This is a genomic window from Bacillus xiapuensis, from assembly GCF_002797355.1.
Lineage (GTDB): Bacteria > Bacillota > Bacilli > Bacillales > Domibacillaceae > Bacillus_CE > Bacillus_CE xiapuensis.
Genome location: NZ_KZ454939.1, coordinates 404,611 through 429,900, shown reverse-complemented (window position 1 = coordinate 429,900; position 25,290 = coordinate 404,611). Strand labels below are relative to the sequence as shown.

The 25,290-nt window shown below is 44.3% G+C and carries 26 protein-coding genes, 2 pseudogenes and 1 riboswitch; of the genes and pseudogenes, 11 read left to right on the top strand and 17 right to left on the bottom strand.

The genetic code is table 11. The features are described 5' to 3' along the window. Window positions 1-163 precede the first annotated feature (163 nt). The 3 genes from CEF20_RS02125 (at window position 164) to CEF20_RS02115 (ending at window position 2,275) form a co-directional block, all read left to right on the top strand. Window positions 164-1,327 (top strand): hypothetical protein, encoded by a 1,164-nt coding sequence (locus tag CEF20_RS02125; protein WP_100330282.1) that lies wholly within the window; start codon window positions 164-166, stop codon window positions 1,325-1,327. Window positions 1,328-1,440: 113 nt separating this feature from the next. Next, complete coding sequence (locus CEF20_RS02120) at window positions 1,441-1,950, top strand: hypothetical protein (RefSeq protein ID WP_100330281.1); 510 nt, start codon at window positions 1,441-1,443, stop codon at window positions 1,948-1,950. Then, the gene (locus CEF20_RS02115) at window positions 1,943-2,275 is read left to right on the top strand and encodes a DUF1360 domain-containing protein (RefSeq protein WP_100330280.1); all 333 of its coding nucleotides are present in this window, start codon (window positions 1,943-1,945) and stop codon (window positions 2,273-2,275) included. Before CEF20_RS02120 ends, CEF20_RS02115 begins: the two co-directional genes overlap by 8 nt. A 276-nt stretch (window positions 2,276-2,551) precedes the next feature. Here CEF20_RS02115 and CEF20_RS17450 read toward each other — a convergent pair whose 3' ends face one another. Together CEF20_RS17450 and CEF20_RS17445 are read right to left on the bottom strand one after the other, a co-directional pair. Continuing rightward, window positions 2,552-3,499, bottom strand: coding sequence for a methyl-accepting chemotaxis protein (locus tag CEF20_RS17450; RefSeq protein ID WP_408607797.1), 948 nt, complete (start codon window positions 3,497-3,499; stop codon window positions 2,552-2,554). Further along, window positions 3,494-4,264 (bottom strand): annotated as a pseudogene (locus tag CEF20_RS17445) (MCP four helix bundle domain-containing protein); the annotation flags it as partial. The pseudogene CEF20_RS17445 and the gene CEF20_RS17450, both read right to left, overlap by 6 nt. Window positions 4,265-4,894: 630 nt before the next feature. Between CEF20_RS17445 and CEF20_RS02105 the strand changes: the two are divergent. Continuing rightward, on the top strand, window positions 4,895-5,326 hold the full coding sequence (locus tag CEF20_RS02105; protein ID WP_100330278.1) for a hypothetical protein: 432 nt from the start codon (window positions 4,895-4,897) through the stop codon (window positions 5,324-5,326). Between the two features lie 106 nt (window positions 5,327-5,432). Here CEF20_RS02105 and CEF20_RS02100 read toward each other — a convergent pair whose 3' ends face one another. Beyond that, window positions 5,433-6,833 carry a M28 family peptidase gene (locus CEF20_RS02100; protein WP_100330277.1) on the bottom strand — a complete coding sequence of 467 codons (1,401 nt, stop codon included), beginning with the start codon at window positions 6,831-6,833 and terminating at the stop codon, window positions 5,433-5,435. A 413-nt stretch (window positions 6,834-7,246) separates the two neighbouring features. On the opposite strand from CEF20_RS02100, the gene CEF20_RS02095 reads away from it, so the two are divergent. Beyond that, window positions 7,247-8,035: an arylamine N-acetyltransferase family protein gene (locus CEF20_RS02095; protein ID WP_157796175.1), complete on the top strand. Its 789-nt coding sequence runs from the start codon at window positions 7,247-7,249 to the stop codon at window positions 8,033-8,035. A gap of 125 nt (window positions 8,036-8,160) precedes the next feature. On the opposite strand, the gene CEF20_RS02090 is transcribed toward CEF20_RS02095, so the two are convergent. Both CEF20_RS02090 and hemG read right to left on the bottom strand, forming a co-directional pair. Next, window positions 8,161-8,364 (bottom strand): cold-shock protein, encoded by a 204-nt coding sequence (locus CEF20_RS02090; protein WP_100330275.1) that lies wholly within the window; start codon window positions 8,362-8,364, stop codon window positions 8,161-8,163. A 108-nt stretch (window positions 8,365-8,472) separates the two neighbouring features. Further along, the gene (gene hemG / locus CEF20_RS02085; RefSeq protein ID WP_100330274.1) at window positions 8,473-9,864 is read right to left on the bottom strand and encodes a protoporphyrinogen oxidase; all 1,392 of its coding nucleotides are present in this window, start codon (window positions 9,862-9,864) and stop codon (window positions 8,473-8,475) included. A 389-nt stretch (window positions 9,865-10,253) separates the two neighbouring features. On the opposite strand from hemG, the gene CEF20_RS02080 reads away from it, so the two are divergent. After that, a complete protein-coding gene (locus CEF20_RS02080; RefSeq protein ID WP_100330273.1) occupies window positions 10,254-11,411 on the top strand; it encodes an iron-containing alcohol dehydrogenase in 1,158 nt (385 codons plus the stop codon). Window positions 11,412-11,574: 163 nt separating this feature from the next. Here CEF20_RS02080 and CEF20_RS02075 read toward each other — a convergent pair whose 3' ends face one another. The 4 genes from CEF20_RS02075 to CEF20_RS02060 all read right to left on the bottom strand — a co-directional run bounded on the left by CEF20_RS02075 (window position 11,575) and on the right by CEF20_RS02060 (window position 14,475). Next, window positions 11,575-11,844: a hypothetical protein gene (locus CEF20_RS02075; protein WP_100330272.1), complete on the bottom strand. Its 270-nt coding sequence runs from the start codon at window positions 11,842-11,844 to the stop codon at window positions 11,575-11,577. A gap of 280 nt (window positions 11,845-12,124) precedes the next feature. Further along, entirely contained in the window at window positions 12,125-13,525 is a 1,401-nt protein-coding gene (locus CEF20_RS02070) for a nucleoside recognition domain-containing protein (RefSeq protein ID WP_100330271.1), read from the bottom strand. Further along, on the bottom strand, window positions 13,488-14,231 hold the full coding sequence (locus CEF20_RS02065) for a FeoB small GTPase domain-containing protein (RefSeq protein WP_100330270.1): 744 nt from the start codon (window positions 14,229-14,231) through the stop codon (window positions 13,488-13,490). Before CEF20_RS02065 ends, CEF20_RS02070 begins: the two co-directional genes overlap by 38 nt. After that, the gene (locus tag CEF20_RS02060) at window positions 14,221-14,475 is read right to left on the bottom strand and encodes a FeoA family protein (RefSeq protein WP_100330269.1); all 255 of its coding nucleotides are present in this window, start codon (window positions 14,473-14,475) and stop codon (window positions 14,221-14,223) included. Before CEF20_RS02060 ends, CEF20_RS02065 begins: the two co-directional genes overlap by 11 nt. A 168-nt stretch (window positions 14,476-14,643) precedes the next feature. On the opposite strand from CEF20_RS02060, the gene CEF20_RS16955 reads away from it, so the two are divergent. Further along, on the top strand, window positions 14,644-14,790 hold the full coding sequence (locus CEF20_RS16955) for a hypothetical protein (RefSeq protein WP_232713336.1): 147 nt from the start codon (window positions 14,644-14,646) through the stop codon (window positions 14,788-14,790). Here CEF20_RS16955 and CEF20_RS16475 read toward each other — a convergent pair. Together CEF20_RS16475 and psiE are read right to left on the bottom strand one after the other, a co-directional pair. Further along, the gene (locus tag CEF20_RS16475) at window positions 14,776-14,934 is read right to left on the bottom strand and encodes a hypothetical protein (protein ID WP_157796174.1); all 159 of its coding nucleotides are present in this window, start codon (window positions 14,932-14,934) and stop codon (window positions 14,776-14,778) included. The genes CEF20_RS16955 and CEF20_RS16475 overlap by 15 nt on opposite strands. Window positions 14,935-15,077: 143 nt before the next feature. Then, entirely contained in the window at window positions 15,078-15,521 is a 444-nt protein-coding gene (psiE, locus tag CEF20_RS02055; RefSeq protein WP_100330268.1) for a phosphate-starvation-inducible protein PsiE, read from the bottom strand. A gap of 248 nt (window positions 15,522-15,769) precedes the next feature. Continuing rightward, window positions 15,770-15,867, top strand: a riboswitch (guanidine-I (ykkC/yxkD leader). A 66-nt stretch (window positions 15,868-15,933) separates the two neighbouring features. Between psiE and CEF20_RS02050 the strand changes: the two genes are divergently transcribed. Both CEF20_RS02050 and CEF20_RS02045 read left to right on the top strand, forming a co-directional pair. After that, on the top strand, window positions 15,934-16,275 hold the full coding sequence (locus CEF20_RS02050; RefSeq protein WP_100330267.1) for a DMT family transporter: 342 nt from the start codon (window positions 15,934-15,936) through the stop codon (window positions 16,273-16,275). Continuing rightward, window positions 16,275-16,589: a DMT family transporter gene (locus CEF20_RS02045; RefSeq protein ID WP_100330266.1), complete on the top strand. Its 315-nt coding sequence runs from the start codon at window positions 16,275-16,277 to the stop codon at window positions 16,587-16,589. Before CEF20_RS02050 ends, CEF20_RS02045 begins: the two co-directional genes overlap by 1 nt. A gap of 140 nt (window positions 16,590-16,729) precedes the next feature. Here CEF20_RS02045 and CEF20_RS02040 read toward each other — a convergent pair whose 3' ends face one another. The 3 genes from CEF20_RS02040 to CEF20_RS02030 form a co-directional block, all read right to left on the bottom strand. Continuing rightward, the gene (locus CEF20_RS02040) at window positions 16,730-17,917 is read right to left on the bottom strand and encodes an amidohydrolase (RefSeq protein ID WP_100330265.1); all 1,188 of its coding nucleotides are present in this window, start codon (window positions 17,915-17,917) and stop codon (window positions 16,730-16,732) included. A 301-nt stretch (window positions 17,918-18,218) separates the two neighbouring features. Next, on the bottom strand, window positions 18,219-19,421 hold the full coding sequence (locus tag CEF20_RS02035; RefSeq protein WP_100330264.1) for a hypothetical protein: 1,203 nt from the start codon (window positions 19,419-19,421) through the stop codon (window positions 18,219-18,221). 629 nt (window positions 19,422-20,050) lie between these two features. Continuing rightward, entirely contained in the window at window positions 20,051-20,284 is a 234-nt protein-coding gene (locus CEF20_RS02030; RefSeq protein WP_100331968.1) for a DNA alkylation repair protein, read from the bottom strand. Between the two features lie 172 nt (window positions 20,285-20,456). Here CEF20_RS02030 and CEF20_RS02025 point away from each other — a divergent pair. Beyond that, a pseudogene (locus CEF20_RS02025) lies at window positions 20,457-20,857 on the top strand (SRPBCC family protein). A 385-nt stretch (window positions 20,858-21,242) separates the two neighbouring features. On the opposite strand, the gene CEF20_RS02020 reads toward CEF20_RS02025, so the two are convergent. Then, window positions 21,243-21,539 (bottom strand): nucleotide pyrophosphohydrolase, encoded by a 297-nt coding sequence (locus tag CEF20_RS02020; RefSeq protein ID WP_100330263.1) that lies wholly within the window; start codon window positions 21,537-21,539, stop codon window positions 21,243-21,245. A gap of 384 nt (window positions 21,540-21,923) precedes the next feature. Here CEF20_RS02020 and CEF20_RS02015 point away from each other — a divergent pair, with 384 nt between their 5' ends. Then, complete coding sequence (locus tag CEF20_RS02015; RefSeq protein WP_232713453.1) at window positions 21,924-22,559, top strand: C39 family peptidase; 636 nt, start codon at window positions 21,924-21,926, stop codon at window positions 22,557-22,559. A 253-nt stretch (window positions 22,560-22,812) separates the two neighbouring features. Here CEF20_RS02015 and CEF20_RS02010 read toward each other — a convergent pair whose 3' ends face one another. Together CEF20_RS02010 and CEF20_RS02005 are read right to left on the bottom strand one after the other, a co-directional pair. Beyond that, window positions 22,813-24,777 (bottom strand): TRAP transporter permease, encoded by a 1,965-nt coding sequence (locus CEF20_RS02010; RefSeq protein ID WP_100330261.1) that lies wholly within the window; start codon window positions 24,775-24,777, stop codon window positions 22,813-22,815. Then, complete coding sequence (locus tag CEF20_RS02005; RefSeq protein WP_232713335.1) at window positions 24,761-25,282, bottom strand: DUF1850 domain-containing protein; 522 nt, start codon at window positions 25,280-25,282, stop codon at window positions 24,761-24,763. Before CEF20_RS02005 ends, CEF20_RS02010 begins: the two co-directional genes overlap by 17 nt. Between the last annotated feature and the right edge of the window lie 8 nt (window positions 25,283-25,290).

Genomic DNA, 25,290 nt, shown 5'->3' with positions numbered 1-25,290 from the left:
TGAGTTATTGGTTCTGACAATACATCATATGGCTGACCAGTTGCTAAGGTAACGGAGCAAAAGCCTGTTTGCTGCAAGACGGAAGGAAATTGGCGCTTGCCGTCTATCATATTCTCTCTTTCGCTTCATAAAATAGGTGGTGAAACAAAAAGGGGGAAAGATCATGAACGTACAGGTACTTTTTAGTAATCAACTATTATATCATCTGCCTTATCGCTCTTTAGCCGCTTTTCAATTGCTGTGCAGACAGCTCGGGTACCGAACCAGCTGGAAGCCTGCCAAGAAAGAGCTTCATCTTGATTCAGGGTTAAAGGATAAAATGGTTATCTTGGAAACAATGAATAAAGATCATCAAATAAACGCGGATTTAATAACTAAGACCTCTTTCTTCCTTATGGATAGCGGAATTCAGATGACAGCGGATCCTGCCGGAACGCCAGATCTGAAAATTCAATTCAACTGCACTTCTTCTCCCGCATCCGCAGAACCCAGACTGGATATTATTCATAACCTGGCCGCATCCGCATTAGAATTGGAGGCCTCCGTGATTAAAGAAATGAATCAGCTTTCAATGGACTTCCACATCACCCGAAAGCTGGATGAACCAAATGCCGTTCCTGAGCTGCAAATAAAAGGTGTTTTCCCCGACTATACAGCTTCAGCCGAATGGGAAAATGCCGTCGAGCATCTTGCTATCTGCCTATCATCAAGCATTTTAGATTTTTTTCTCAAAGAACTGCGGCTGCATTGCTTATCCTTGCTGCCCCTTCCTTCCATTTTTTCTGAACCGCCCCGCACAACAGCCGATGCTTCCCCTGCGATCCTTACAAAGCATGCAGAGCAGCCGCCCGCTGAAGAAACCTTGCTAGCGGATTTATTTTTTGATTACACAGTCTTTCCTTTTGAAGATGATAAGACCGTACTGACTGTCGGACATCTGCATATCAAAAACATTGGAAATACAGATTTATATAATCCGATCATTTGCATCAAAGTGGATCCTCCTGACAAAGTAAAATTCCGCGGACAAATCCTTCCTCCTGATTTAACGGAGGGAATGGGGCTGCAAACCACGGACGGGGAAGCAAAGGGTTGGAGGTACTTAGAAGATGATTGGTTCAAACAGGCGAAGGAGCGCGGGGAGTATTGGATCACCCCTATTGAACCAACAAGAATCTCACCTGGGGATAGCCAAATATTGCGAAACTTTCAGCTGGAGATGAAAAAAACAGAAGAGGCCGAGCAAATCATCGTACAGGGGTTTGTGCTATTTCGCGAACAGCATGTTCAGTTTCAGTCTAATAATCAAATCGTTTTTTCCTTGTAGAGGCTTATCGCTCAAATAATTTTCCTTATATTGGATCTTTACAGGAGGCGAGAACGCTGAATAACCAGGCAGATTGGGAGCCGGAATGGAATCAGGTTCAACTAGAGCAAAGGATGCTCGATCTGAAAGCTGAACTTACAGCAGCGCAAAAAAAAATCAAACAATTTCAAGATCATCATCACTATCAAAAGCTCGAACAGCTCACACTCGAGCACACCGAACTGCAAAATGAACGGGAACGTCTGCTAGCGCTGAATAAGCAGCAAGAAAAGGAGATAATGAAGTTATTACAGGAAAGAAAAGAATGGCGGGCAAAGATACACAAATATCACCTATTCGTTCAAAAGCTGCGGAAAAAAACGAACATGCTAAGAAGATTGAATCGGGAATACGCCGATATCCTGGAACAAAACCCCTTATCTCAAGCCCAAACACGATTCAACCAGCAAACAGAAATCCCCAGTGATTCGTCCGAACAGCTGCAAATCGAGTTGCGCGTCTATTCAGCCGCCCTCGAATATACGCTTGACAATATCCAAAGGCTGGAATCGGCCATCAGCGATTTGCAGCGGGAAGCCCAGCAATTAAGAAAATTAGCTGTAAAGGAGATGCACGATGATTAATCTATTGGACTTTTTTATTCTTATCTTGGCGTCCTTCCGGCTGACCCGCCTCATCGTCTTTGATGAAATAACTGGCTTTATTCGCCGGCCGTTCATCTCCGAAGTCATAAGAGAAGATGAGACAGGAACTGCGGAAACCTATATTGAAATAAAAGGAACCGGCTTAAGGCGATGGATAGGCAAACTGTTGAGCTGTTATTGGTGTACGGGGTTTTGGTGTGCACTCGGGGTTGTCTTATCCTATCACTGCCTCCCCGCTTCTTATCCGCTTCTTTTAGTCCTGGCCATTGCTGGGGGGGCGGCGGTTATTGAGTCCAAAATATGAAGGGCCTGATTGAGAAAGAAAAAGAGAGGTGAACAAAACCTCACCGGCTTGTCCACCTCTTCTATCACGACCATTTGTTAGGATGTTCAATTTTTTCGGGGTTCCACATATCGGCCCTCGATTTTGGCAATGAAATCTTGAAAGCTGTGACGGGGAGCGATTCCCTGTCTTTTTAAATAATGCGGATGATCTTTTATGAACACCTCCCGATTAGGTCCTCTCCATCGAGAATCGACCATTCGGGGCCTTGTTCATAAAGCTGCATACTTCCTTTTTTTAAACTTTAAATCGAACAATTAACGCTTGCAGTTCTTCTGCCATCTTCGCTAAAGCGGAAGACGATGCGGAGATCTCTTCCATTGAAGCCAGCTGTTCTTCCGTTGCCGCAGAAATATTTTGCGTATTGGCAGCGGCAGTTTCCGCGACCCCGTTGACCGTTTCAATCGATTGATTAACTCGCTTTGTTCCTTCAGACAATTGTTTCACCATACGGGCAATGTCTTGAATTCGTCCGACCACTTCACTGACTGAATCTTTAATTTGCTTAAAGGAATGGCCTGCTTGCTGAACCACTTGCAGCCCTTCGGTGACTTCAGCTGCTGTGATTTTCATTGATTCCAGCGCCTTCTGGTTATCGTTTTGTATAATGGCGATGAGGCTGCTAATTTGTTCAGCCGAATTGGCGGACTGCTCGGCCAGCTTTCTGACTTCATCGGCTACAACTGAGAATCCGCGTCCTTGCTCTCCTGCTCGAGCCGCTTCAATGGCAGCATTTAACGCCAATAAATTCGTCTGTGCGGCAATATCTGTAATCACTTTATTAATTTCTCCAATTTCACTGGATCGCTCATTTAATCCTACTACTGCATTGGAAAGCCCTGTCACTTTGTCATTAATAGAACCCATTTGCTCTGTGGCTTTTTGAATGACCCGCTCACCGGCTATGGACATGCTAGATGTTTGTTCCACAGCTTTCGAGGCATCGTTTGCATTGGCGGCAATTTGCTGTGCATAGCGATTCATTTCCGTTACTACTTGGGCGCTTTGATCCACATCCCGAACTAGATGATCAGCCCCTCCGGCTAATTCTTGGACAGCTGTGGATATATGCTCACTTGCCCCGCTGCTCTGTTCCGCACTTGCACTGAGCTCCTCTGAAGAAGCGGCGACTTGCTGAGAAGTATCGCTCACCTTGCTGACAATTCCGCGAAGGGTTGTAATCATCTTGTTAAATGAAGCCGTCAGCTGACCAATTTCATCAGCTGATTCATAATCCCCTTTAACCGTGAAATCTCCTTCCTCTGCTTCCGCTAATAACTGTCTAATTTCAGAGACTGGTCTGACAATACTTCTGGAAATGAGAATGCCGATGAAAATCAATAAACCCAATGAAACAAGGAGAAAAATAATCATCATGAATGTCGATCGCGCCAGCGCCGCTTTATTTTCCTCGTTGATGTCCAGAGCTAGCTGTTTATTTAAAGCTTGCATTTCATCTAATAATCCGTTAATTTCATTTCTTTTTTCAGCTACTTCTTCACTATAAATAGCATAGGCTTCCGCATTTTTATTTTGTTTTGCTAGGTCGACCACTTTAAATCTTGCTTCCCGAAAATCCACTATAAGATTTTTGTAGGAGTTGAGTAATTCTTTTTCTTTCGATGTCAAATGTGCTTGTTCGTAGCGCTTAATGGCTTGATCGACTTCATTGGTCGTATTTTGTACGCCTTCTGTCAGCTCCTGATTCCGCTGCGGATCTTTTGTCATCATAAACTCCAATAAATAGGCATCCACCTTGCGGTTAGCTTCCAATATAGTGGCGAGTTCAACACTCGGTTTCAGTTGATTCTCATATATATCTTCCGACCTCTCTGCCATGGATTTAATATTCAAGTACCCCACCAAGCCAAGGATCATTAATGCCAAGGCGCTAATCACCACCAGCACTTGCAGTTTTCTTGAAATTTTCAAATTCCGTAATATGCTCATAAAGACCTCCTCCATCTTTTTATTAAGTAATGCAAAGGTTTAATAGGTTACACGATTTTATCGGTATAATTGATAGCTTTGTTTAGCAGTAATCCGACAAAAATCGGGTTTTTTTGTGACATTTCATCGAACAATAGAAGCTTTTCTTCTGTACTGTTTGATTTTCACTATTTCCTCCCCTGAATATACAGGGATTTTTCTAAACAGAAAAAAAAGCCCCTCATGGACCTGCCGAGTGAGCTCAAGGGCTGTTTTAGTTTTTGGGGAAATAATTTTTAATCCTCCCTACGCGGAGGATTCAACCAATTATATTTGCCTTAAAAATCAGTCTGCCACTTCCTTGAAGTGATAAGTATAGCGAGGAATCAGGATGAAAGGCCGGAAACAATGAGACAAGCACTGCTCCCCTTATTCCAGTGAACACCATCGCCACCGACATAAGGACTGAAGGAAACGAAAGAATGCCTCGCGTAATCAAAAAACTCCTCAGCCTTCAGAAATCGCTCCTTTTAAATAAAAGATGATCAGTGAGCCTTTCCTTTATTGTTTCCTGTTTTCAGTTAAATATTAGCGAAATTCTTAGGAGTGCCAGACGCTTACTGGGCCATACTACTAATGAGGTGGTGCTGAATGAAAAAAATAATCAGTACTGGTTTGCTTCTCTTCCTTCTTTTCGCTTGGCAGCCCGCAGCTGCGCAGAAAGGCCAGCTTGCGGAAGTGTTTGATATCCGGCTGGATCATGTAACGAAAACAATTCCCGTTACTCCCGCTATTCAAAAGGAAGCAGAGAGCTATTTGCAGACCATTACAGGGCTATCCCCTAAGCTTTCACCTATTCCAAAAGAAGGCCGGATGATTAAAGTGCCTCTTGAACCAGCTGTTCCTGTTCAAAATCAATGGATCGACGCCGTTATCAATGAGGTAATTATTATCATCGGCAAACATGAACCTCCGGCTTTATTAGTGTTTGACGACGAAAACAAAGCGTATTTCTTTTATTTCAATAAAGACATCGGTCAGCTGCTGCGCATAATGGACGAACCCCGCACAGATCAATCCTGACATCCTAAAAGCAGCTGTTATCTAAAGATTATGCTGATAACAGCTGCTTTTTATTTCATAAAAAATCTTCCAGCAGCGGACTGCTGGAAGAAACAGTGAGGAATCTTTATTTTATATTTTGTTTATGATATAAATGCGGAGCTTTTGCCTTCTTTCCTTTGTTAAGCTTTGTGCCCTTATGGTCAAAGCGAGCAGCATCATAAACAGCTGATCCGACAATTTCAGCCACATCTTGAAGCTTTTCTTTACTTATTTTATCAATTGTATCCTCCGGTGTATGATACCAAGGCTCCAATGGTTCATGAATAAATAAAGCAGCAGGGATTCCCGCTTCCGCAAATGGCACGTGATCGCTTCTGCCGCCCTGAGCATAAGGCGTCGGCTCTCCATTTAAACGAAGGCTTGCCGCCTGGGCAAGATCCGTAACTAGATTAGAGGTGCCATCCAGTGTCATCATCACTAAATCTCCGGCATCCCGGCTTCCTACCATGTCTAAATTAAAATTGGCGGTAACGCGGCTCAATTCATCTTCCGGTAAGTTCGCAACATAATGTCTTGACCCAAGCAGGCCTACTTCCTCGGCACCAAAGGTGACAAAGCGGATTTCCGTATCCGTCGGCATATCTTTCAGCACGCGGGCCAATTCCAGCGTCATAGCCGTTCCGGAAGCATCATCATTGGCGCCCGGCGCTTTTTCAACTGAATCGTGGTGAGCTCCTACGACTATTATATGATTCGTTGCTTTCCTTTTGTTCGTCGGCTTTTTTGAAGCGATCACATTGTGGGATACGTTCTCTTCTACCTTTGCTCCCGTAATCTCCAATGAAACGGTGACAGCTTGTCCTGCCTGCAGCTTAGCGGCCAGTTCCTCTCCTTCCTCTTTCGTTAAGGAGACGGCGGGTACGTACCGGTCATTCGCTTCTCCCAATGTTCCATTAAGCGCTCCATCCTCACTGTTGTAAATAATCACGCCCGCTGCACCATGCTCAGCGGCGTGCACGATTTTTTCAGCAAAGCTGATCTCTCCGCGCTGAATAAGAGCAATCTTGCCGTTTGCGTTTATGTTTTGAAAATCCTCTTTTTTTCCCTTACCGGCATCCACCAGCTCGCCAGTCACTTTTCCGCTGACAGAGAAAGTAAAGGTTTCCGGGTGCCATTCTTTATCACTGCCGTCCACCGAAAGACGGATGGAGCTCGGCGGCTTGTAACCGGTAAACGTAAATTCTTGAATCTCTGGCTGATAGCCGTATGATTCAAATTGCTTTTTAATATATTCCACCGCTTTGTCTTCCGTTTCTGTGCCGGCAACTCTTGGTTCTTTAGATAAATGCTCAATCATGCGATAAATATTTTCCGAATTCACTTGCTGGATAATCTTGTGATCGAAAGCTGGGATGGACTGCGAAGCTTTAACAGGATTGACAGGTTCCGCAAAAGCCGGATGCGACCCAAAGGCCCCGAAAGAAATGGCGGTGACCAACGCAAGCTTTAATACTGGTTTTTTCATTTTTTACCTCCCAGATTTATAGATTAGCAGTTACGCAATTATAGTTTAAAATATTCGGAATATTGTAAAAAGAGGAAAAATGACTAGTCTTTTACTCCCATTTTTTATATTGCTAAACTTTTAATAGAAATCACCTGCACACATTCTTGCTTTTTGATAGTAAGGATCAGAATGCCCACCTGACCGTCATCCTTTGTTATAATAAAGGATACTTCCAAACAGCGGTGATTCTTCCTCCGTATCTGCGCCTTTACAGCCTGCATCGTGCAGGCCTGAACAAACCGGACATTTAGGAGCCGTGAGCTGCCGCTTGGACTTTTGCTTTCCCGTTCCATTTTGGAAGTGAAAGTCTTATGGGACAAAGGCAGAGAAAATGGCTGATATGCTTTATTTACAGAAAGGAGGATCTAGTAATGGAAAGACTGCTATCCAGATTAAGAATGAACGGATGGGCGAAAGATGGCTCTTCGATTGAAAAAGTAACATTTGTGATGAGAAAATTTTCCGAGTGGTTTCCGTTTGAAAATGTGGATGTATTAACAAAGAACAACGCGGAAATTTCACCGGCGTACTTGATCAGTAAAATGATCGTCGGCGGCCGCGGGGGATTATGCTATGAGATCAATCCTTTACTGTATTTGACGTTAAAAGAGCTTGGCTTTGATGTCTTTTTAAGTGCCGCCACTATTTACAATAAGGAAGATTGGGCAATTGACCGCACGCATGCCATTGTTCTTCTAAGAATAAATGGACAGCTGTTCTTAGCGGACAGCGGGATGGGAAACCGCATTGCGCTGGCTCCTGTGCCGCTCGATCAACAGGAAGTTCGCTCTCCTGCCGGATCATTTAGATTGCGCACTTTACACAGCGAAAAGGGATCCGTCGCTTTAGAAATGTTAAACTCGGAAAATCAGTGGGTGCTCCGCTATGCCTTTCATCCTGAAACCCTTCCATGGGAAGAGTTAAATCGGATGAAGCGGGATATTCATACTCAGGAAAGATCCCCATTTAACAAGCAGCTGCTGATTGCCAATGTATTGCCGGACGGCACGCAGTCGATCAATGAAGAACGTCTGCACCGCCGCTGGATGGACGGCCGCGAGGAAACAATCGCTTTTCCCGATCACAATCTGCTGCTGCAAGCAATTCAAACCCATTATTCACCTTCATTGGATGAAGCTGTGAAAGCCTATTTGAGCTAATGGATATCGCTTCAATAGAAAAAGTTCATGAACGCAAGCGGCCGCAAGAAAGAGGGAGCTTTCTTCACTCCTGGCTTATCAGACAAAAAAAACAGACCCTGCTTCCGGGCCTGTTTCAGCGAATGTCATTGCGCTCTATTCACGTTTGCCGCTTGCGGGCCGCGCTGGCCTTCCTCCACTTCAAACGTGACTTCTTCACCTTCGTTTAAAGTTTTGAATCCTTCGCCTTGGATGGCTGAGAAATGAACGAATACATCATCTCCGCCTTCACGTTCAATAAATCCAAATCCTTTTTCACTGTTAAACCATTTGACTGTTCCGTGTTCCATTTTCTTTGTTGCCTCCTAGCATATTTGACAATATTGCAATTTACAGTTGCCTATTTAGTATGCCCGATCTTTCCCCTGTTTAAACATCCATTCACAATAGACAACTATTTAATCGGCGCATTTGATGATTTTCTGCGCCGTCTTTCGGCCATTTTCAATGCAGTCGGGAACGCCCACGCCATAATAAGAGCAGCCGGAAAGCCAAATGCCTGGATAAGAAGCAGCCAGCGCATTTTCTAATGCTGAGACGTGCTGGTGATGCGTTTTAATATAATTAGGCATACTGTCCGTCCAATGAGTCACTTCGCTGACAACCGGGTCTTCTGTAATACCTAAGCTTTTATTGACATCATGAAGCGCGACCTGCAGCAGTTCTTCTTTATTCATCTCCTTCAGTTGCCGATACGAGGGATGACTGCTTTTATAAAACAGCCGGACAAGCAAGCGGCCTTCTGAAGAAGTATGCGCCCATTTCCGACTTGTCCACGTGCAAGCATTACAGGATAATTCATCCTGATTAGCCGCGATAAATCCGGTTCCTTCCGCCGGAAGCAAGGAATCCGGCACATCAAAACCTAAGTACACGCTGATTAATGAACTGGTTTTCAAAGAAGAGAACTCTTCAGCAAGTGCGGGATCATCAAATAGTTTCGCTGCTGCTGTATGAGGAATGCTGAGAATAATATCGTCTGCTTCGATAATTTCATGGTTGGCAAAGGTTACTTGATAACGCCCGTTCCCTCTTCTAATGCGGGTTGCTGTATGTTTTTTCAAAATGTCCACTTGTTTCATTCGTTCTTCATATGCCCGGATCAGCGAACCTAAGCCGTTTTTAAAGGATAGGAACTTTCTTTCTCCGCCTCCTAGAAACTTCTCTTTATTGGCTTCAAACCCTTTAATAATGCTGCCATACCGTTCCTTATAATCCACCAAATACGGCAAGGTGGAAGCAATCGTCAGTTCGCTTAGCTTCCCGGAATACACACCGGAAAGTACCGGTGCAATTTGCTTTTCCACCAGCTCTTTTCCCAGAAAATGCTCAAGAAAAGAACCAACGGAGTCACTTTTTGTAAAAGAATGATTTTTTGTATAAAAATCTTTTAGTGCTGCGACTTTTCCTTCCGCCGAAATTAGCGGGCTTTCGGCTAACGATTTCAGACTGGCTGGAATGCCAAATACCGCATCCGCGGGAATGGGCTTCAACTCTCCCTCGCTATAGATAAACGATCTGCCTGTTGCATTGTACACAACTTCATCATTCAGACCAAGCTCTTCAATGAACCTCATCGCTTGCGCCTTGCGCGTGACCATCGAATCAGCTCCAGCCTCCATGACAAAGCTGCCGGCTTTCACTGTGCGGATTTTCCCGCCAAGTTCACCGGCTGATTCCGCAAGTATAAGCCGGACATCCGATCTTTTTTCCTGCTTCCACTTCTGCAGCTCATACATCGCTGCTAATCCCGTGATACCACCGCCAATAACCAATACTGTTTTCCTCATGTAGGCCCACCTCGATTGCGCTCCAATGTATTTTATTAAAGTGTAACATACGGACGCACTCGCCTTTTCATTATTTGATTGTCGTTTTATTGAATTTTTAGGACGAAATAAGCTGGAGCATTGTTAAACAGCCGAATTGTCTCTGTAAGGTTCCGTTTATAATGCGTCGTATATGATTTTGAGCCTCTCACGTCCTCTCAATTAAAGCCTGCCTGCAAACTGTAAAAAAAGAAAGATTATTTTAACAATTATTTCTTTTTTCTTTGATTTTCCTTGGATTCTATACTAGAATGAAAACGTATACAAAACCGTGCAGTGGCATGCCATTTCTTTGCTTTCCTTTTATAGTACTTCTTATTTCATTCATTTAAAATTAGGAGGAATGATTGATGTCCACAGGTCAAAGCGCTTTTCATATGCCTTCTGTCAATTTATTTGGTCCTGGATCGGTTCAAGAAACCGGAAAACGCATGGCAGGACTTGGTGCGGAAAAAGCTTTGTTAGTAACAGATGCAGGATTGCATAACTTAGGTATTTCCGAGAAGGTGGCGAACATTATTCGCGAAGCGGGCGTAGACGTACATATATTCCCGAAAGCGGAGCCTAATCCGACCGATCAAAACGTCGCAGATGGTTTAAAGGTTTATAATTCTGAAAATTGCGACAGCGTTGTCACTCTTGGAGGCGGCAGCTCGCATGATGCAGGAAAAGGCATTGCCTTAGTTGCGGCTAACGGCGGCACGATTCACGATTACGAAGGCGTAGATGTCTCCCGCAATCCTATGGTGCCTCTAGTGGCTATTAATACAACAGCGGGCACGGGCAGTGAAGTAACGAAATTTACGATCATCACGGATTCTAAACGCAAAATAAAAATGGCCATCGTTGATAAACACGTAACCCCCGCCATCTCCATTAACGATCCGGAGCTGATGGCAGGCATGCCTCCAGCGTTAACAGCGGCAACTGGCTTGGATGCCCTGACCCATGCCGTCGAAGCCTATGTATCGACGGCCGCCACCCCCATTACGGATGCGCTGGCAATGCAAGCGATAAAAATTATACCGAAATACTTGCCGCGAGCTGTTGCCAACGGGCAGGATATGGAGGCCCGCGAACAAATGGTTTACGCTCAATCCTTGGCCGGTATGGCGTTTAACAACGCTTCTTTAGGCTATGTGCACGCGATCGCTCATCAATTTGGCGGATTTTACAACTACCCTCATGGAGTATGCAACGCCATTCTTCTGCCGCATGTTTGCAAATTCAATTTGATCGCGCGAACGGATCGCTTTGCTGAGATCGCTGAATTCCTTGGCGAAAGCGTTCACGAATTGAGCACACGCGAAGCAGCAGAAAAAGGGATTCAAGCTATTGAACGCTTAGCGAAGGATTTAAACATTCCATCCGGCTTCAAGGAGCTTGGAGCGAAAGAAGAAGACATTCCGGTCCTTGCCGAAAATGCTATGAAGGATGCTTGCGCTCTCACCAATCCGCGAAAACCGAAATTAGAAGAAGTCATCCAAATTATCCAAAACGCCATGTAAAATAAAATAAACCTTCAAACTGTGGGGATGTTCTTTCACCTTCCCCTCTCCATTCCGGAAAAGGAAGGCTTGCGCTCCCTTACATCAGGGAACAAATGCGTCTGATTCATTTAAAACGATTCCTCTGTGAACCTTCGAGGAATCGTTTTTTCATCATGTTATATCAATCTTTTGCCGGACTTAATGTCTGCAGCTTCTCCTTTTCTTGTGTCAATTGCCTAAGGAGCTCATGGACAGGTGCAGGATGCCGAGTGTTTAGGAGAGCATTATAGGCTGCATGATTAGTGCGGTCGATTAAATTTCTGGCTTGCTCAATTAATTGTTCAGACGGATGTGATTGCGCTTGGCCAACCGCCATGGACACACTTTCAACTGAATTGCGCAATTGAGAAATAACATTTTCATTTTTCCAGCTCGCATTGGTATGATCCATCGCTGCTTCCTCCTTCTGTTTTCTATCTTTACTATGACATCATCGGCGACACTTTATGCGCGCAACCAAAAATACCCGATCTTAAAACAGGATCAGATGAAGCAGCCGTGAAGAATTCTCTCTGTGAATGATTTCTGATGCTGCACGGACAATTGCTTTCAACCAGCTGATGCATTCAAACCAAGAAGGACATTATGTTCATTTACTAATTGTACACAGTCTTGCGGCAGCGGAAGGGACTGGTTTCATTTGTCATGAAACCAGCCCCTCTTATTTCTCCTTATACCCATCCGAACGCTCTGACGACCTGAGCTACTATAAATGTAACCGCTATTGCGATCGCTGTCGGCAAAGCAAAGGCAGTGAATGTCCATTTCTTGCTGTTTGTTTCTTTGTAAATATTCAATAAGGTTGTTCCGCACGGAAAATGAAGCAAGGAGAATAGCATCATGTTCAGAGCCGTGAGCCACGTCCAGCCGTGATCAAGAAAAATTTGTTTAATTGAATGTAAATCCTCCACTTCGGTCATGGCTCCAGTAGAGAGATATCCCATTAGCAAAATAGGCAGCACGACTTCATTGGCAGGCATTCCAAAAATGAACGCCATTAAAATATAGCCGTCTAACCCAAGTGATTGAGCGAAAGGATCAAGAAATTGCACAATATGCATTAATAGGCTCGTATCCCCCAAGTAAACATTGGCGGCGATCCATGTCAGCACGCCTGCAGGAGCCGCAATCACGACCGCTCTTCTTAGCACAAACCATGATTTATCCAGCGTTGCCCGAAGAATGGTATTCCAAAATTTCGGACGGCGGTATGCCGGCAGCTCCAACGTGTAATGCGTAGGAACTCCTTTCAAAGCCGTTTTCGACAGCACCCATGAAACAGTCAGTGTCACTACAATACCGATAAGCACCATTCCCATGACAACACCTGCTGTCACGATCGTTCCCATCGCTCCAGAAAAGCCAACCGCCATAAATAAAGAAGCCAACAGGATCAATGTCGGCCACCGTCCATTGCACGGAACAAAGTTATTCGTCAAGATGGCCAGCATCCGCTCCCGGGGCGACTCGATAATTCTTGTCGACATAATTGCCGCTGCATTGCAGCCAAACCCCATTGCCATCGTGAGCGACTGCTTGCCGTGAGCACCAGCCCTTTTGAACAGACGATCCATATTGAAGGCAACCCGGGGCAAATAACCGTAGTTTTCCAGCAAGGAAAACAACGGAAAGAAGATTGCCATCGGCGGAAGCATTACACTTACCACCCAAGCTGTTCCGCGATAAAGCCCTAAAACGAGGAGTCCATACAACCATTCCGGCGCATGAATCCACGCAAAGAAAGCCGTTAAATGGCCTTCGATCCAATTAAATAAATCAGCCAGCATTGAAGACGGCACATTCGCTCCAGCGATCGTTATGTAAAAGACCGCTCCAAGCATTGCCAGCATGATCGGAAACCCCCATATTTTAGAGGTAACGATGCGATCCAGCTTTTCTGTTTGCTGCAGCTTCTGCTGATCCTGATACGTGACGGCCTTTTCGCAAAGCGCTTTAGACGTTTGATAAATATTAGCAACCATTTCATCGCGCAGTTCTTCTGCTGCCAACGAGTTAGCCAATTGCATAAACTGATTATAATTGCTGGGTGTTTGCTGAATAGGAGATGTCATGCATCCAGCCCTCCTCTTGGTCTCGCTTTTTTCTTTCCAAAAAGGCGTTTACAACAGATTCACTTCCATCTAAAAGGCGCAATGCAAGCCAGCGCACCGGAATGTCTTCGCCGAATATGCTTTCTATGTGAGGGGCCAGCTGCGCCACCTTTTCTTCAATTTCAGAAGCATATTTCACTTGATATGGAGAGACAGTAATCGTTCCGTTTATCATACGGTCTATTGTATCCAAAAGCTGGTCGATGCCCATTTTATTCCGTGCCGAAATTTTGATAACAGGAACGCCCAATTGGTTCATTAACACCTTTTCATGAATTTCGATGCCTTTCTTCTTTGCCTCATCAATTAAGTTAATGCAAAGAATGACTTGATCTGTCATTTCAAGTACTTGCAGGGCTAAATTTAAATTTCGCTCAATCGAAGTTGCATCAAGAACCACAATAGTAAGCGCCGGTTTTTCAAAGACAATATAATCCCTGGCCACCTCTTCATCCGCCGAGGTAGATAACAGTGAATAGGTTCCCGGCAAATCAATGATGGTATAGTCTCGTCCTTTATAAGAAAAATGACCTTTCGCGTGCTGGACCGTTTTTCCTGGCCAGTTGCCAGTGTGCTGCCTCAAACCAGTAAGCGTATTAAACAACGTGCTCTTCCCGACGTTCGGATTGCCCGCCAGCGCAATGGTAACCGGTGAACTATGACTCATTTGTCATCAACTCCCCATAGATTTTTGAACTTTCTTCTTTTCGCAAAGCAATCGTCGTATGACTAACCCGAAAAGCGATGGGATCACCGAGCGGACTCTTCTGCAGTACCGTCACTTCAGCAGAGGGCACGAACCCTAAATCAAGCAGCCTTCTCCTCATCATTCCAGTAACCTTTACTTCTTTGATTCTCACACTATCCCCTATTGCCACTTCATCCAAAGAAACGAATACAGAATCATTCATATGATTGTACCTCCCACCACTTGTTTGTACACTATTCAAAATCTTTCCCTAATGCAACATCTATGTTTTTATCTTATGCACAATAGTTTCCTGTGTCAAACATTTTCTTTAAAAAAACCTGCCATCGTTAAAGAGCAATGGCAGGTTTTTCACTGTCAATCCAGTAAAATGGATACAGTGAATTATAAAAAAGCGGGGTTTCTTTCATCCCGCTTTTTGGCAGCTGAAATAATCGGGCATATTAACGCCGCAACCTCCCACTTAGACTGTTCCGTTCCTGAAGCGAGAGATAAAGGCGCCTTACATGAAGGATAAATAGTTTCTTTCAGCAGAATAAGCTAAGGCATCTTTCATGCTGAAGAAACAGATATGTATTCTTTTGTTTTTGTCCTTTCCTTCTACTAGACAAAAATGATCATTTATTTTTTCAATCGACATTTTGTCATTAATTTTCTTCATAAAAAACCTCTCCTTAATGCATGTATTAACTACCCCCATAATATCATGACTACTTTGTAATAATCAATACTTATTTATAATAATTTTAAATAAGTACATACTATTAAAATGTCTTCTATGGCCGTCTTTGTGAGACATGCTTGTTATTTCTTGAAGAACCATTTATTTTCAGGACGTTCACGCGGCGTTAAATTCATAATAAAATAACCGATGATCAAGATTAAAATGACAAGAGAATAAAACAATGTGTTCAATGCATCATCATGCTCCACGATAATTAAGCGCACCATGGCCGTAATGCCGATATAAAGAAAATAACGGAGAGGAAAATGATATTCTTCTTTAAAATATTTGACAATCATAGCGATAAACTCAAAGTACAAGAAGAAGATGAGAATATTAGCTAAATATAACTGATAATCTGATTTCTCATTCTCAATTAGAATATGACTGAATACGTACAGCTCTTTTAATAATAGAAATGACAAAACCCCTCCAAGAAGCACCAGTGAAATATTTAACATCACTTGAAACGCCTTGGGAATTACCTGAATAAAGAACTTGTATCCCTTTTGAATGTTGTGCATAGGATTCTCCTTTCCCTATTGATGACCTGATGATTACTCTCTAGTGTTTTATACTTCTAATCGTCCAATTTGAGGAGATTGGCAAGTGGTTCGATTATTGTATACAATCTGTTGTCAAACCGCAACAGAGACGCTTGGCCGCCCGCCCAAGATCTGAAATTGATAAGCTGCCGAGTGGTTGAATTTTTTCAAGCGCTATGCATTGAAAGGAAGCGAAAAATGTGTATAATATAAGAAAATCGCATACATTAAATGTTTTCTAGGGTTCCGTAGCAGCCATGCTAGTCTGGTCCAAGAGAAAACTCACAGCCTCGCTGTGTCACGGAAGGATAAAAGCCTGGGAGATACTGTTTAACAGTAATCTTTTAGGCTTTTTGTTTTGCAGCAATGAATAGAATGGGAGGTGGTTCTTGTGAATGCTCAATGGATGAAAGTCGTTATTGCTGCTGTTTTCGAGGTGATTTGGGTTATTGGCTTGAAACACGCAAATGATATTTGGACATGGAGCGGAACGGCTGTTTCTATTTTCATCAGTTTTTATTTAATGATTATGGCCGCTCGAAGTCTGCCTGCTGGCACGGTCTATGCTGTCTTTGTCGGGCTGGGCACGGCAGGGACGGTTATGTCGGATATGATGTTCTTTCAGGAGCCTTTTAACATTGCCAAAATCACGCTGATTATCATTTTACTAACAGGCGTCATCGGTTTAAAAACCGTTACAAAAGATGATGCCAAAGAAAGAGAGGATGCTTAATGGCTTGGTTTTTTCTTGCGGTGGCAGGTTTATTTGAAATGATCGGGGTTTCCATGATTAGCCAGTTTCATCGAGACCGGAGCTGGCGGTCATTACTTCTGCTGATTCTTGGATTCGGAGCAAGCTTTCTTTTTCTCGCACAGGCAATGAAAACATTGCCGATGGGTACCGCCTATGCCGTATGGACGGGGATCGGCGCTTCTGGAGGCGCCTTATTGGGCATGCTTATCTATGATGAACCAAGAGATTGGAAAAGAATACTGTTCATAGCCATGATACTGGGAGCCGCGATTGGGTTAAAGCTGATCTCATAGCAGAGAATGAAGCCAAACAATGGCTTGCGAGCGCTGTCCGCTTCCATGATGCAGCTCTTTAATCCCTATGTACCTTATTCCACCTTTTAAAAGCAGCGGCTGCTAGCAAAGATTGCTCCTATTAGCCGCTGCTTTTTGTATTAATGAGCTGTTTCCTTATTTAAGTAAGCCCAAGCATATTGCGCATATAGTTCAGCCCCTGTGGAAAGCGCCTCTTCATCAACATTGAATTTGCCGTGATGATGCGCCCATTCCGTATCTTTAGCTGGATTGCCGCATCCAACCAGCGCAAAGCTCCCCGGCACCTTTTCCAAAAAGTAACTGAAGTCTTCTCCGCCCATCGTTGGTTTATCATGATATAGGCTTTCAGCTCCAAACGCTTCAACAGCCACTTCCTGCACTAAGCTGGCACTTGCTTCTTCATTAATAACTGCTTGCGTTCCATGAATATATTCCACTTTTGCAGTTGCACCATAGATCGCAGCTACTTGCTCAGCATAATGCTGAAGCTGTTTTTCAATATGATCGCGTGTATCTGGATCGAAACAGCGAACAGTCCCTTCGATCACAGCATTTTCGGCAATGACATTAAATCGTGTGCCAACGACCATTTTTCCAATTGTGAGCACAGCTGGGTCTCTTGGATCAATCGTTCTTGAAACGACGGATTGGACATTCATGACGAAAGATGAGGCGACAACAGCGGCATCAATACAATCCTGCGGGATCGCCCCGTGCCCTCCTCTCCCCTTAAACGTAACTTTAAACAAGTCCGCAGAAGCAAACGCAGGTCCGGGATTACACAAAATTTTATGGCTTGGTATTTGCGACCAAATGTGAATGCCAAATACGTTGTCTACGCCATCAACTGCTCCTTGCTTGACCATTTCCCGAGCGCCTTCAGCCACCTCTTCCGCTGGCTGAAACAGCAGCCTTACAGTCCCTTTTAATTCATCTTTTATACCCTGTAACGCTTTCGCTGCAATAAGCAGCATCGCTGTATGAGCGTCATGACCGCATGCGTGCATTTTTCCATCTTCTTTCGAGACATACGGCAAATCCCGATTGAGCTCTTGAACAGATAAAGCGTCCATATCACCGCGCAAAGCCACCACTTTTCCCGGAATTTTGCCCTCTATATTAGCTACTACACCAGTAGGAACCAACTTCTGATAAGGAATACCTAAATTCTCAAGGTATTCACAAATAAAGGCGGTTGTACGTTCTTCCTCCCAAGAGAGTTCCGGTTCGCTGTGCAGCTTTCTGCGCAGCTCCACTAACTCATCGCCATACTTTCGAATAGCTGCTGTGATTGCTGAATGAATCATTCTCCATCTACCTCCGTTGATTAATTCACTGTTTCCCATCGTCTTTCGTCAGCGAGTGTTCCTCGCCGGTTCTTTTCTGTACTTCACCAAATCCAGATCCAGATTCCCCGCTCTCTTCTGAACGCAGGACGTCTTGTATTTTTACAAGAGAAGAGCGGAGCCTGCTATTCAAGCTGACTATTTAGCAGGCGGCGCCCTATCCTCCTCTTCATGGGACTTTGCTTTAATAAATCCTTCATTGGCTTCTCTGCTTAAAACCTTGCTTGTACGACTCATGCTGTCCATCTCGGCGGACTCAATTTTATAAGAATCCTACAAAGACACCTGCTAGGATAACCGACACAATCGTTACGGTAATAAATCCTCCTACAAGCATAGGCGGCATCATATGGCTTGTCAGCATTTCTCTTTCTTCTTCATCTTCTGTTAAAGCCTTGATGACCTCAGCCGTAATAATGTAGTCAGCCGGAAATCCATAGAGGGCCGTCAGCGAAACGGCAAAAGCCATCTCTTTGCTTACCTTCATCAGCCGGCCAATGATCAATGAGAACAAATACATGCCGATGATCCCTAGTGTGATACAGCCGACCAAAGGATATAACAGTTCGAGCATCATGCTGGGGGTTGCTTGCTTTAATCCATCAAAGATAAAGAGCATCAGCGCCATAATAGCGAAACCAAAACCGTTGGCCTTTTGCAGTGCTTGTCTTTCTAAAAAGCCGCTGCTTGCTCCAATTACACCGAATAATAGGCAAAGAACAAACGGACTGATTGCCACGACAGGAGCCAGTAAATCCGATACAAGATAAGCGAGATAAGCCACAAAAGCCAGCCTGAAAAACTTAAAGAAATCCGTATTATACTTTTCCGGCAAACGCTTAAACATCTTCAGCTCAGTTTCGTTGTGCTCCGGGGAGTCCGTCATTTCACAAGCTTCCTGCTTTTCTTTCCAGCTCAGCTGGCCGCTCCGGAACTGCTGCAGCAGTCGCTTTCCTTCTTTCTTCAGCATAATAGAAGTCAGCGGATAGCCAGCAAATCCTTGCATCACATAAATGACGATGGCAAAGACCGATAAAGAAACAAGACCGGCTTCTTTCGCCCCTTCCGACATAATGAGAGCTGATACAACACCGCCAACAAGCGGGGGGATGGCGACAACAATCGTTTCATAGCCGAAAATAAAAACCCCGACACCAAACAACACAGCTGCGATTCCAAGGATACCCGAGAGCGCAATAATAATAGTCTTCCATTGTTTCTTCAACTCTTGCAACGACAGCAACGTTCCCATATTCGTGATTAATAAATACATCAGCATGGTCGCTACGACCGTCGGAACACCTGCCAATGCTACGATATCCTTTGGAAAGAACGTCCAATAACCTATTAAAAATAATACGGCACAAACGAAAATGGAAGGCACCCAGGCTTTCGTTCGCACGGCGACTGCATCACCGACAAATAAAATAAATACAAGAATCACTAAAGCTAGCATTTGCGACATAAGCGTTCCACCTACTCTTTACTGAAAATTCACTATATTTAAAAAATAGAAATAATAATAAGTTATTAGAATAATATTATAGCGACATTTTTCAGTCAATCATTTTTTTATTAAATTTTCTCACTTTTTGAAAAACACACGAGAATAAGGTTTTTTGTAAACGTATTCATCCTTAATTCTTTCAGCCTCTTCGTCTATAATGAAAAATATTATTTCAATAAAACAATAAAAGGATGATATCACTTTTTTTACCATAAGGGTTATCCGCAGAAGAAAATAAAGAAAAGCCTCCTGCCTATTCGGAAGCTTTGAAATGAAATGATTTTTCCTCAGTTCGATTTATTCTAATGCAGCGATTACGATAAATGAAACTTTCAAGCAACAGAGGCTTTCTTGCATTCCCCGCTGCTGAAGGCTAACATCGCAGCTCCTTTGTCACCTGCATCGTGCAGCCCCGAACTAAACAGACATAAAGAAGCTGCAATGTCCTGCTTAGACTCTTGGTTCCCCACACTATCCTGTCTTTCAGCGCTTACAGACGGGGAAAATAGTCATGAACAGGTCTACGATCCATCTCTCATGCCCCAAATAATGGAGCTTCATACGGCAGGCATGAAATGAGCGGCGTGCTAATTCCCCCCAAATTTAACGAACAACCTTTCATCTTCAATCAGTCCGCAAACCGCGCATTGCACCCTCCGTTCAGGCCCGCTGTAGACAGCATGAAATGGACCGGGATGCTGGATGTTTTCCACTATTTCTCCTGTCTGAGGATCTAGCTTTACCGCATGAACGACCTGTTCAATAACGTTAAATCTTGATCGGTTGGTTTTACAATTTGGACAGCAATATCGAGCAGTCATAAGAACCTCCCATTCCCTTTGATTGTTCTTAAGATGCTCCATTTGCCGAGACTTCATTCATCGTGCTCAAGAGGAGCGATAGCCCTAACTGTTTGAAAACCAGGTATCCGATGTCTTTTTTTGTGTTACTATATGAAATAATGAATAGACTTAATAGAAGGGATGAAACAGAATGAAAGCAAATGAAGCATTGCCGGATATTCGTAAAACGGTTACTCTCCATGCTCCGATTGAAACAGTATGGAAAGCGGCGGCTACCTCAGAAGGACTCGCCGCCTGGTGGATGGCTAATACATTTGAAGCTGTATTAGGAAAAAATTCGTTCTTCACACAGGAGCATACGGCGATTCTCCTTGCAAAGTAACCGAACTTGATCCGCCGAACCTTGTCGGGTTCGACTGGGATACAGATTGGCATCTTACATTCAAATTGAAAAAGGCAGGGGACAAGGCAACGGAGTTTACTTTGATTCACTCCGGTTGGAAAGCGGACAAGTCCCATATCCGCAATATTATGGATGAAGGCTGGGAAAAAATCGTGAAAGAGAAGCTTCCAGCATTCATAGAGGAGTAACCAGGGGCCTTTTCTCCTTTCGCGAAAGCAGCCGAAAACGTAAAAATAGGTTTTCCAGAAAGAGATCTTTCGATTTGAAAATAAAGTGAACTTTCAAGCAGCGGGGTTTTCTTTCCTCCCCGCTGCTGAAAAAGAAAAACAAAGGTGCCTTGCAACATCTTTTGTCACCTGCTCGTTCAGCTCCGAACGAATCGGTCATTTAAGTGCTGCAATCTTCCGTTTAGCGCCGTTCCTCCCTCCATTTTGGAAAGGAAGCGTCCTGCGGCAGCGCATATGCGGAATAATGAAGCTCAGAATGCCGTAAACTCAGCACCCTTAAGTTTTGGAATTCAATGTGTTGGTCGTCTTCCCTCTCTATAATGATTCTTCTATTTTACTCACTGCACTATTTTTTAACGGGGTATTTTATTGCGTTCTTTTTGAGCTTATTCAGCACCTCTTCTTCTAAATTGATGCCCATTTTATCCGCCATCTGAATTAAATAAATAAGGATATCGGCCATTTCTTCCTTGATGTTTTGTCTGGAAGCGGCAATGGCCTCTGCACTGCTTCTCCATTGGAAATTCTCAAGCAGTTCATTCGCCTCTAAAGAAATGGAAATCGCTAAATCCTTTTCATCGTGGTACTGTTTCCAGCTTCGTTCATCTCGAAATTGGATGACGCTATCGTATATTTTTTTCATTCCTCTTTCTCCTTTGAAATTCGATTACAGCAGCTAGCTTTGTGGAAGCTATCATCAGTTTACCATACATTTTTCTTTCCATAGTCTGATCCCCATCCTGCAATCCGCCCCATTGATCCATTATGATGATGTATACTTTTCTGTTTTCTAGCATTTGCAGCTTGTTATATATTTTTTATTTTTCTGAATATTTATGATGGAAAATGGTTGTCTGGAACTTTTCTTTATATTTTGTATAATATAGTTAATTACTCATAAAATCAGGAGCGTGTTCATCATTTGAATATAAAATTGAGTTTCATAGGAACCATCTTAGCCGTCGGCTTATTTGCTGCAGCATGCTGGCTTCTTTATGACAGCTACCAGCAAAAGAAGCTCTCTACTATAGCAGGTAAAGCGGAATCAGCCAGCCATCAAATAACGGATGTTCCCTTAATCTCACAGCTTCCCGAATTAGTTAGGGGATGTGAAGTGACGAGTTTAGCCATGCTGTTAAATTACAACGGCTATGAGGTGAACAAGATGGAGTTAGCACAAAAAATAAAGAAAGAGCCCTTCCAGCAAGGGAAATTTAAAGGCAACATGCACCAAGGCTTTGTTGGAAATATGCAGTCGCTCAAACATGACGGATTAGGGGTGTATGTGGAACCGATTATTGACTTGGCTAAACAATATGTAAATGAAGATCAAATTGTGAACTTAACCGGGAAAGCACCGGAGGATTTATATCAGGCTGTAGAGAAGGGCTTGCCTGTTTGGGTCATTATTAACGCGCGGTATAAAGAGCTTCCCCCGGATCAATTTGAAACTTGGCAGACGGAGGAAGGAACGATAAAAGTCACTTATCGCCAGCACAGCTCCGTAATCACTGGCTTTGATGAAGAGTATGTCTACGTGAATGATCCGCTAAAGAAAGAAAAGAACGTGCGCATCAATCGCAAGAATTTTGAACAAGCTTGGATACAAATGGGCCGGCAAGCCCTCACTTTTTCTAATTCAGCGGATCCATTCGATATATAAGGCAAGCCTTTCAACAGCTGTGGCCTTCTTTCCTTTCCGCTGTTGAAAAGAAGAACAAAGGCGGCCATCGAAGCGTCCTGCTGCAGCGCCTTTGTCACCTGCATCGTGCAGGTCGAATGAATCAGGCATTTAGAGGCCATGATCGCCCGCATGGACTTTTGCTTCCTCTTCCCGCTTTTCTTATATCATCTTACATGCGAGCTAAATCAAGGAAGCCGCCAGAATAAGGGCGGCTTCCTTGATTTTCAGCCTTTTACAGACCGGCCGCTCCAGTTGATTGATCTCCACTCCGCCTTCCTAAGAATTGAAGGAGAAGCAGCACCGCAAATAAGATAAAACCCGTTATATCAGAAATCCCCTCTGGATAAATTAACAGCAGACCGGTGCCGATGGCAAGCACCCGCTCCCACCAGGGCATTTTCCGCATCCAAAATCCGATCATTCCCGCTCCAATGGCCGCCATGCCTGACAGGGCTGTGAAAATCACCCATACTAGCTCCCATGGCGTCGTATCAATCATTAACATCTGAGGCGACAGAACAAAGACATAGGGAATAAGGAAGGCCGCGATGGCTAGTTTAGCCGACTGCACGCCCGTCTTGATCGGCTCTCCCCCGGCAACTCCTGCGGCAGCAAACGCCGCCAGTGCCACAGGCGGTGTAACATCCGCTATGATGCCAAAGTAAAAGACAAACAAATGAGCAGATAAATCCGGCACCCCGAGCAAAATAATAGCCGGTGCCGCAATTGTAGAGGTGATGACATAATTTGCCGTTGTAGGTGACCCCATGCCAAGGATGATGGAAGCGACCATCGTTAACAGAAGCGTAGGAATCAGCAAGCCCCCCGCCAAATCCAATAAACCGTTCGCCAGCTTTAACCCGAGACCAGTCTTCGTGACGATTCCGACAATCATCCCCGCCGCAGCGGTTGCGGCCGCGACAGCTAAAGCTGTCCGGGCTCCGTCTGCTAAGGCTGATGGAATATCACTCCATCTCATCCTCACTCCGCGATTTATCCACCCTACCGCTAAACAGATCACAATGGAATAAAGCGCTGCATGTGTAACGGTAAAACCGCTCATCAATAAAACGATGACCGAAAGAATCGGAATGAGCAAATAAATGTTTTTTAAGATTTCTTTGCGATTGGGCATCTGTTCTTTTGTCAAGCCCTTTAATCCCATTCGTTTGGCTTCTAAATGTGTCATAATCCATACCCCTGTGAAATAGAGCAGAGCCGGTATGACTGCCGCTTTGGCAATATCCCAATACGTGATCCCGTTGCCGATAAACTCAACCATTAAAAAGGCAGCCGCGCCCATAATGGGCGGCATCAGCTGTCCGCCTGTTGATGCTGCCGCTTCCACCGCACCAGCAAACTCCTTTTTGTATCCCAGCTTTTTCATCATCGGAATCGTAAATGATCCCGATGTGACCACATTGGCAACCGAGCTTCCGCTAATCGTGCCTTGAAGCGCGCTCGAAAAGATCGCTACCTTCGCCGGTCCGCCCGTGCTTCTCCCAGCGACTGCGACCGCCAAATCATTAAAGTACTGTCCCACTCCAGTTCTTACAAGAAAAGCTCCAAATAGCAAGAACAAGAAAATATAAGTGGAAGACACCGCCAGCGGCGTTCCTAAAATGCCCTCCGTCGTAAAAAACATCGTTTGAATAAGCCGCTCTATGCTTAAGCCGCGATGCGCCAAGAAATTAGGCATATACGGCCCGAAATAGCCATAGGCTAAAAACAATGCCGCTATGATCATGATCGGCAATCCAACCGCCCGGCGAGTCGCTTCTAAAACAAGAACAATCGCCAGAAATCCCACCCACAGGTCCATTTCGGTTAGCACGCCAGCTCTGTTCACAATCTCCTCTATATGCACCGGCCAATAGGCACCGATGCCAAAGCTCAAACTAGCGAGCACAAGATCATACCAAGCGACTTGCAGCCTCCCTTTCTTCCTTTTTTTCCGGCTGGCCGGAAATAGGAGGAAAATGAGGGTAAGGGCGAAACCGAGATGAACAGAGCGCTGAATTTGAGCGGTAAACACACCAAAAACAGCGGTATAGAGCTGAAACAAAGAAAAAGCGATTAATCCAAGAAAAACAAGCCACCCTGTAACCCCTTTCAATTTTCTCATCCTGGCCTCTGAATCATATTTTTCAAGCAATGGCTGCTTCTCCTTGGAAAGCGTTTCAAACGCATGGCTCATTGAGATTTACTCCTTTCCACTGCTGCCACAAGCTGAGGCGCTTGAATTGCACTCGCACCCACATCCCCGGGGACAAACAGTCCGATAATGGATGAGTTCTTCCTTTATAGTTCATTCGGTGATTGGCCTTCACTTGCCCGATACGCATATCAATCCATGGAAGCTTCCGTTGCATGCCGGTAATGTAATACTTTCCATCTTTCTCCACGAACCGTTCTTTGCCTTCCGCACCAGCAGGCATACCAATCGCAAATCTCTCATACTGCAGTTCCTTCTGCACAAACTGCTCCTGTTCAATTTGATACGTTTCTATGACCTCTGTCAGGTGAATGGAGTGTGTATATTGAATCTGAAAGGTGTTCGTCTTTTGCAGCGGCATATAGGCCAGCCATTGATCCGTGTTTTCAAAAGTGAAAACGACAGCCGGCTTAGATGGGATAAAAAGCCAGCATGCGGCCGCCAGAAAGAGGAAGATAAGAGGGACTGCTTTTTTCCGGCTATTCATTTTTCCTC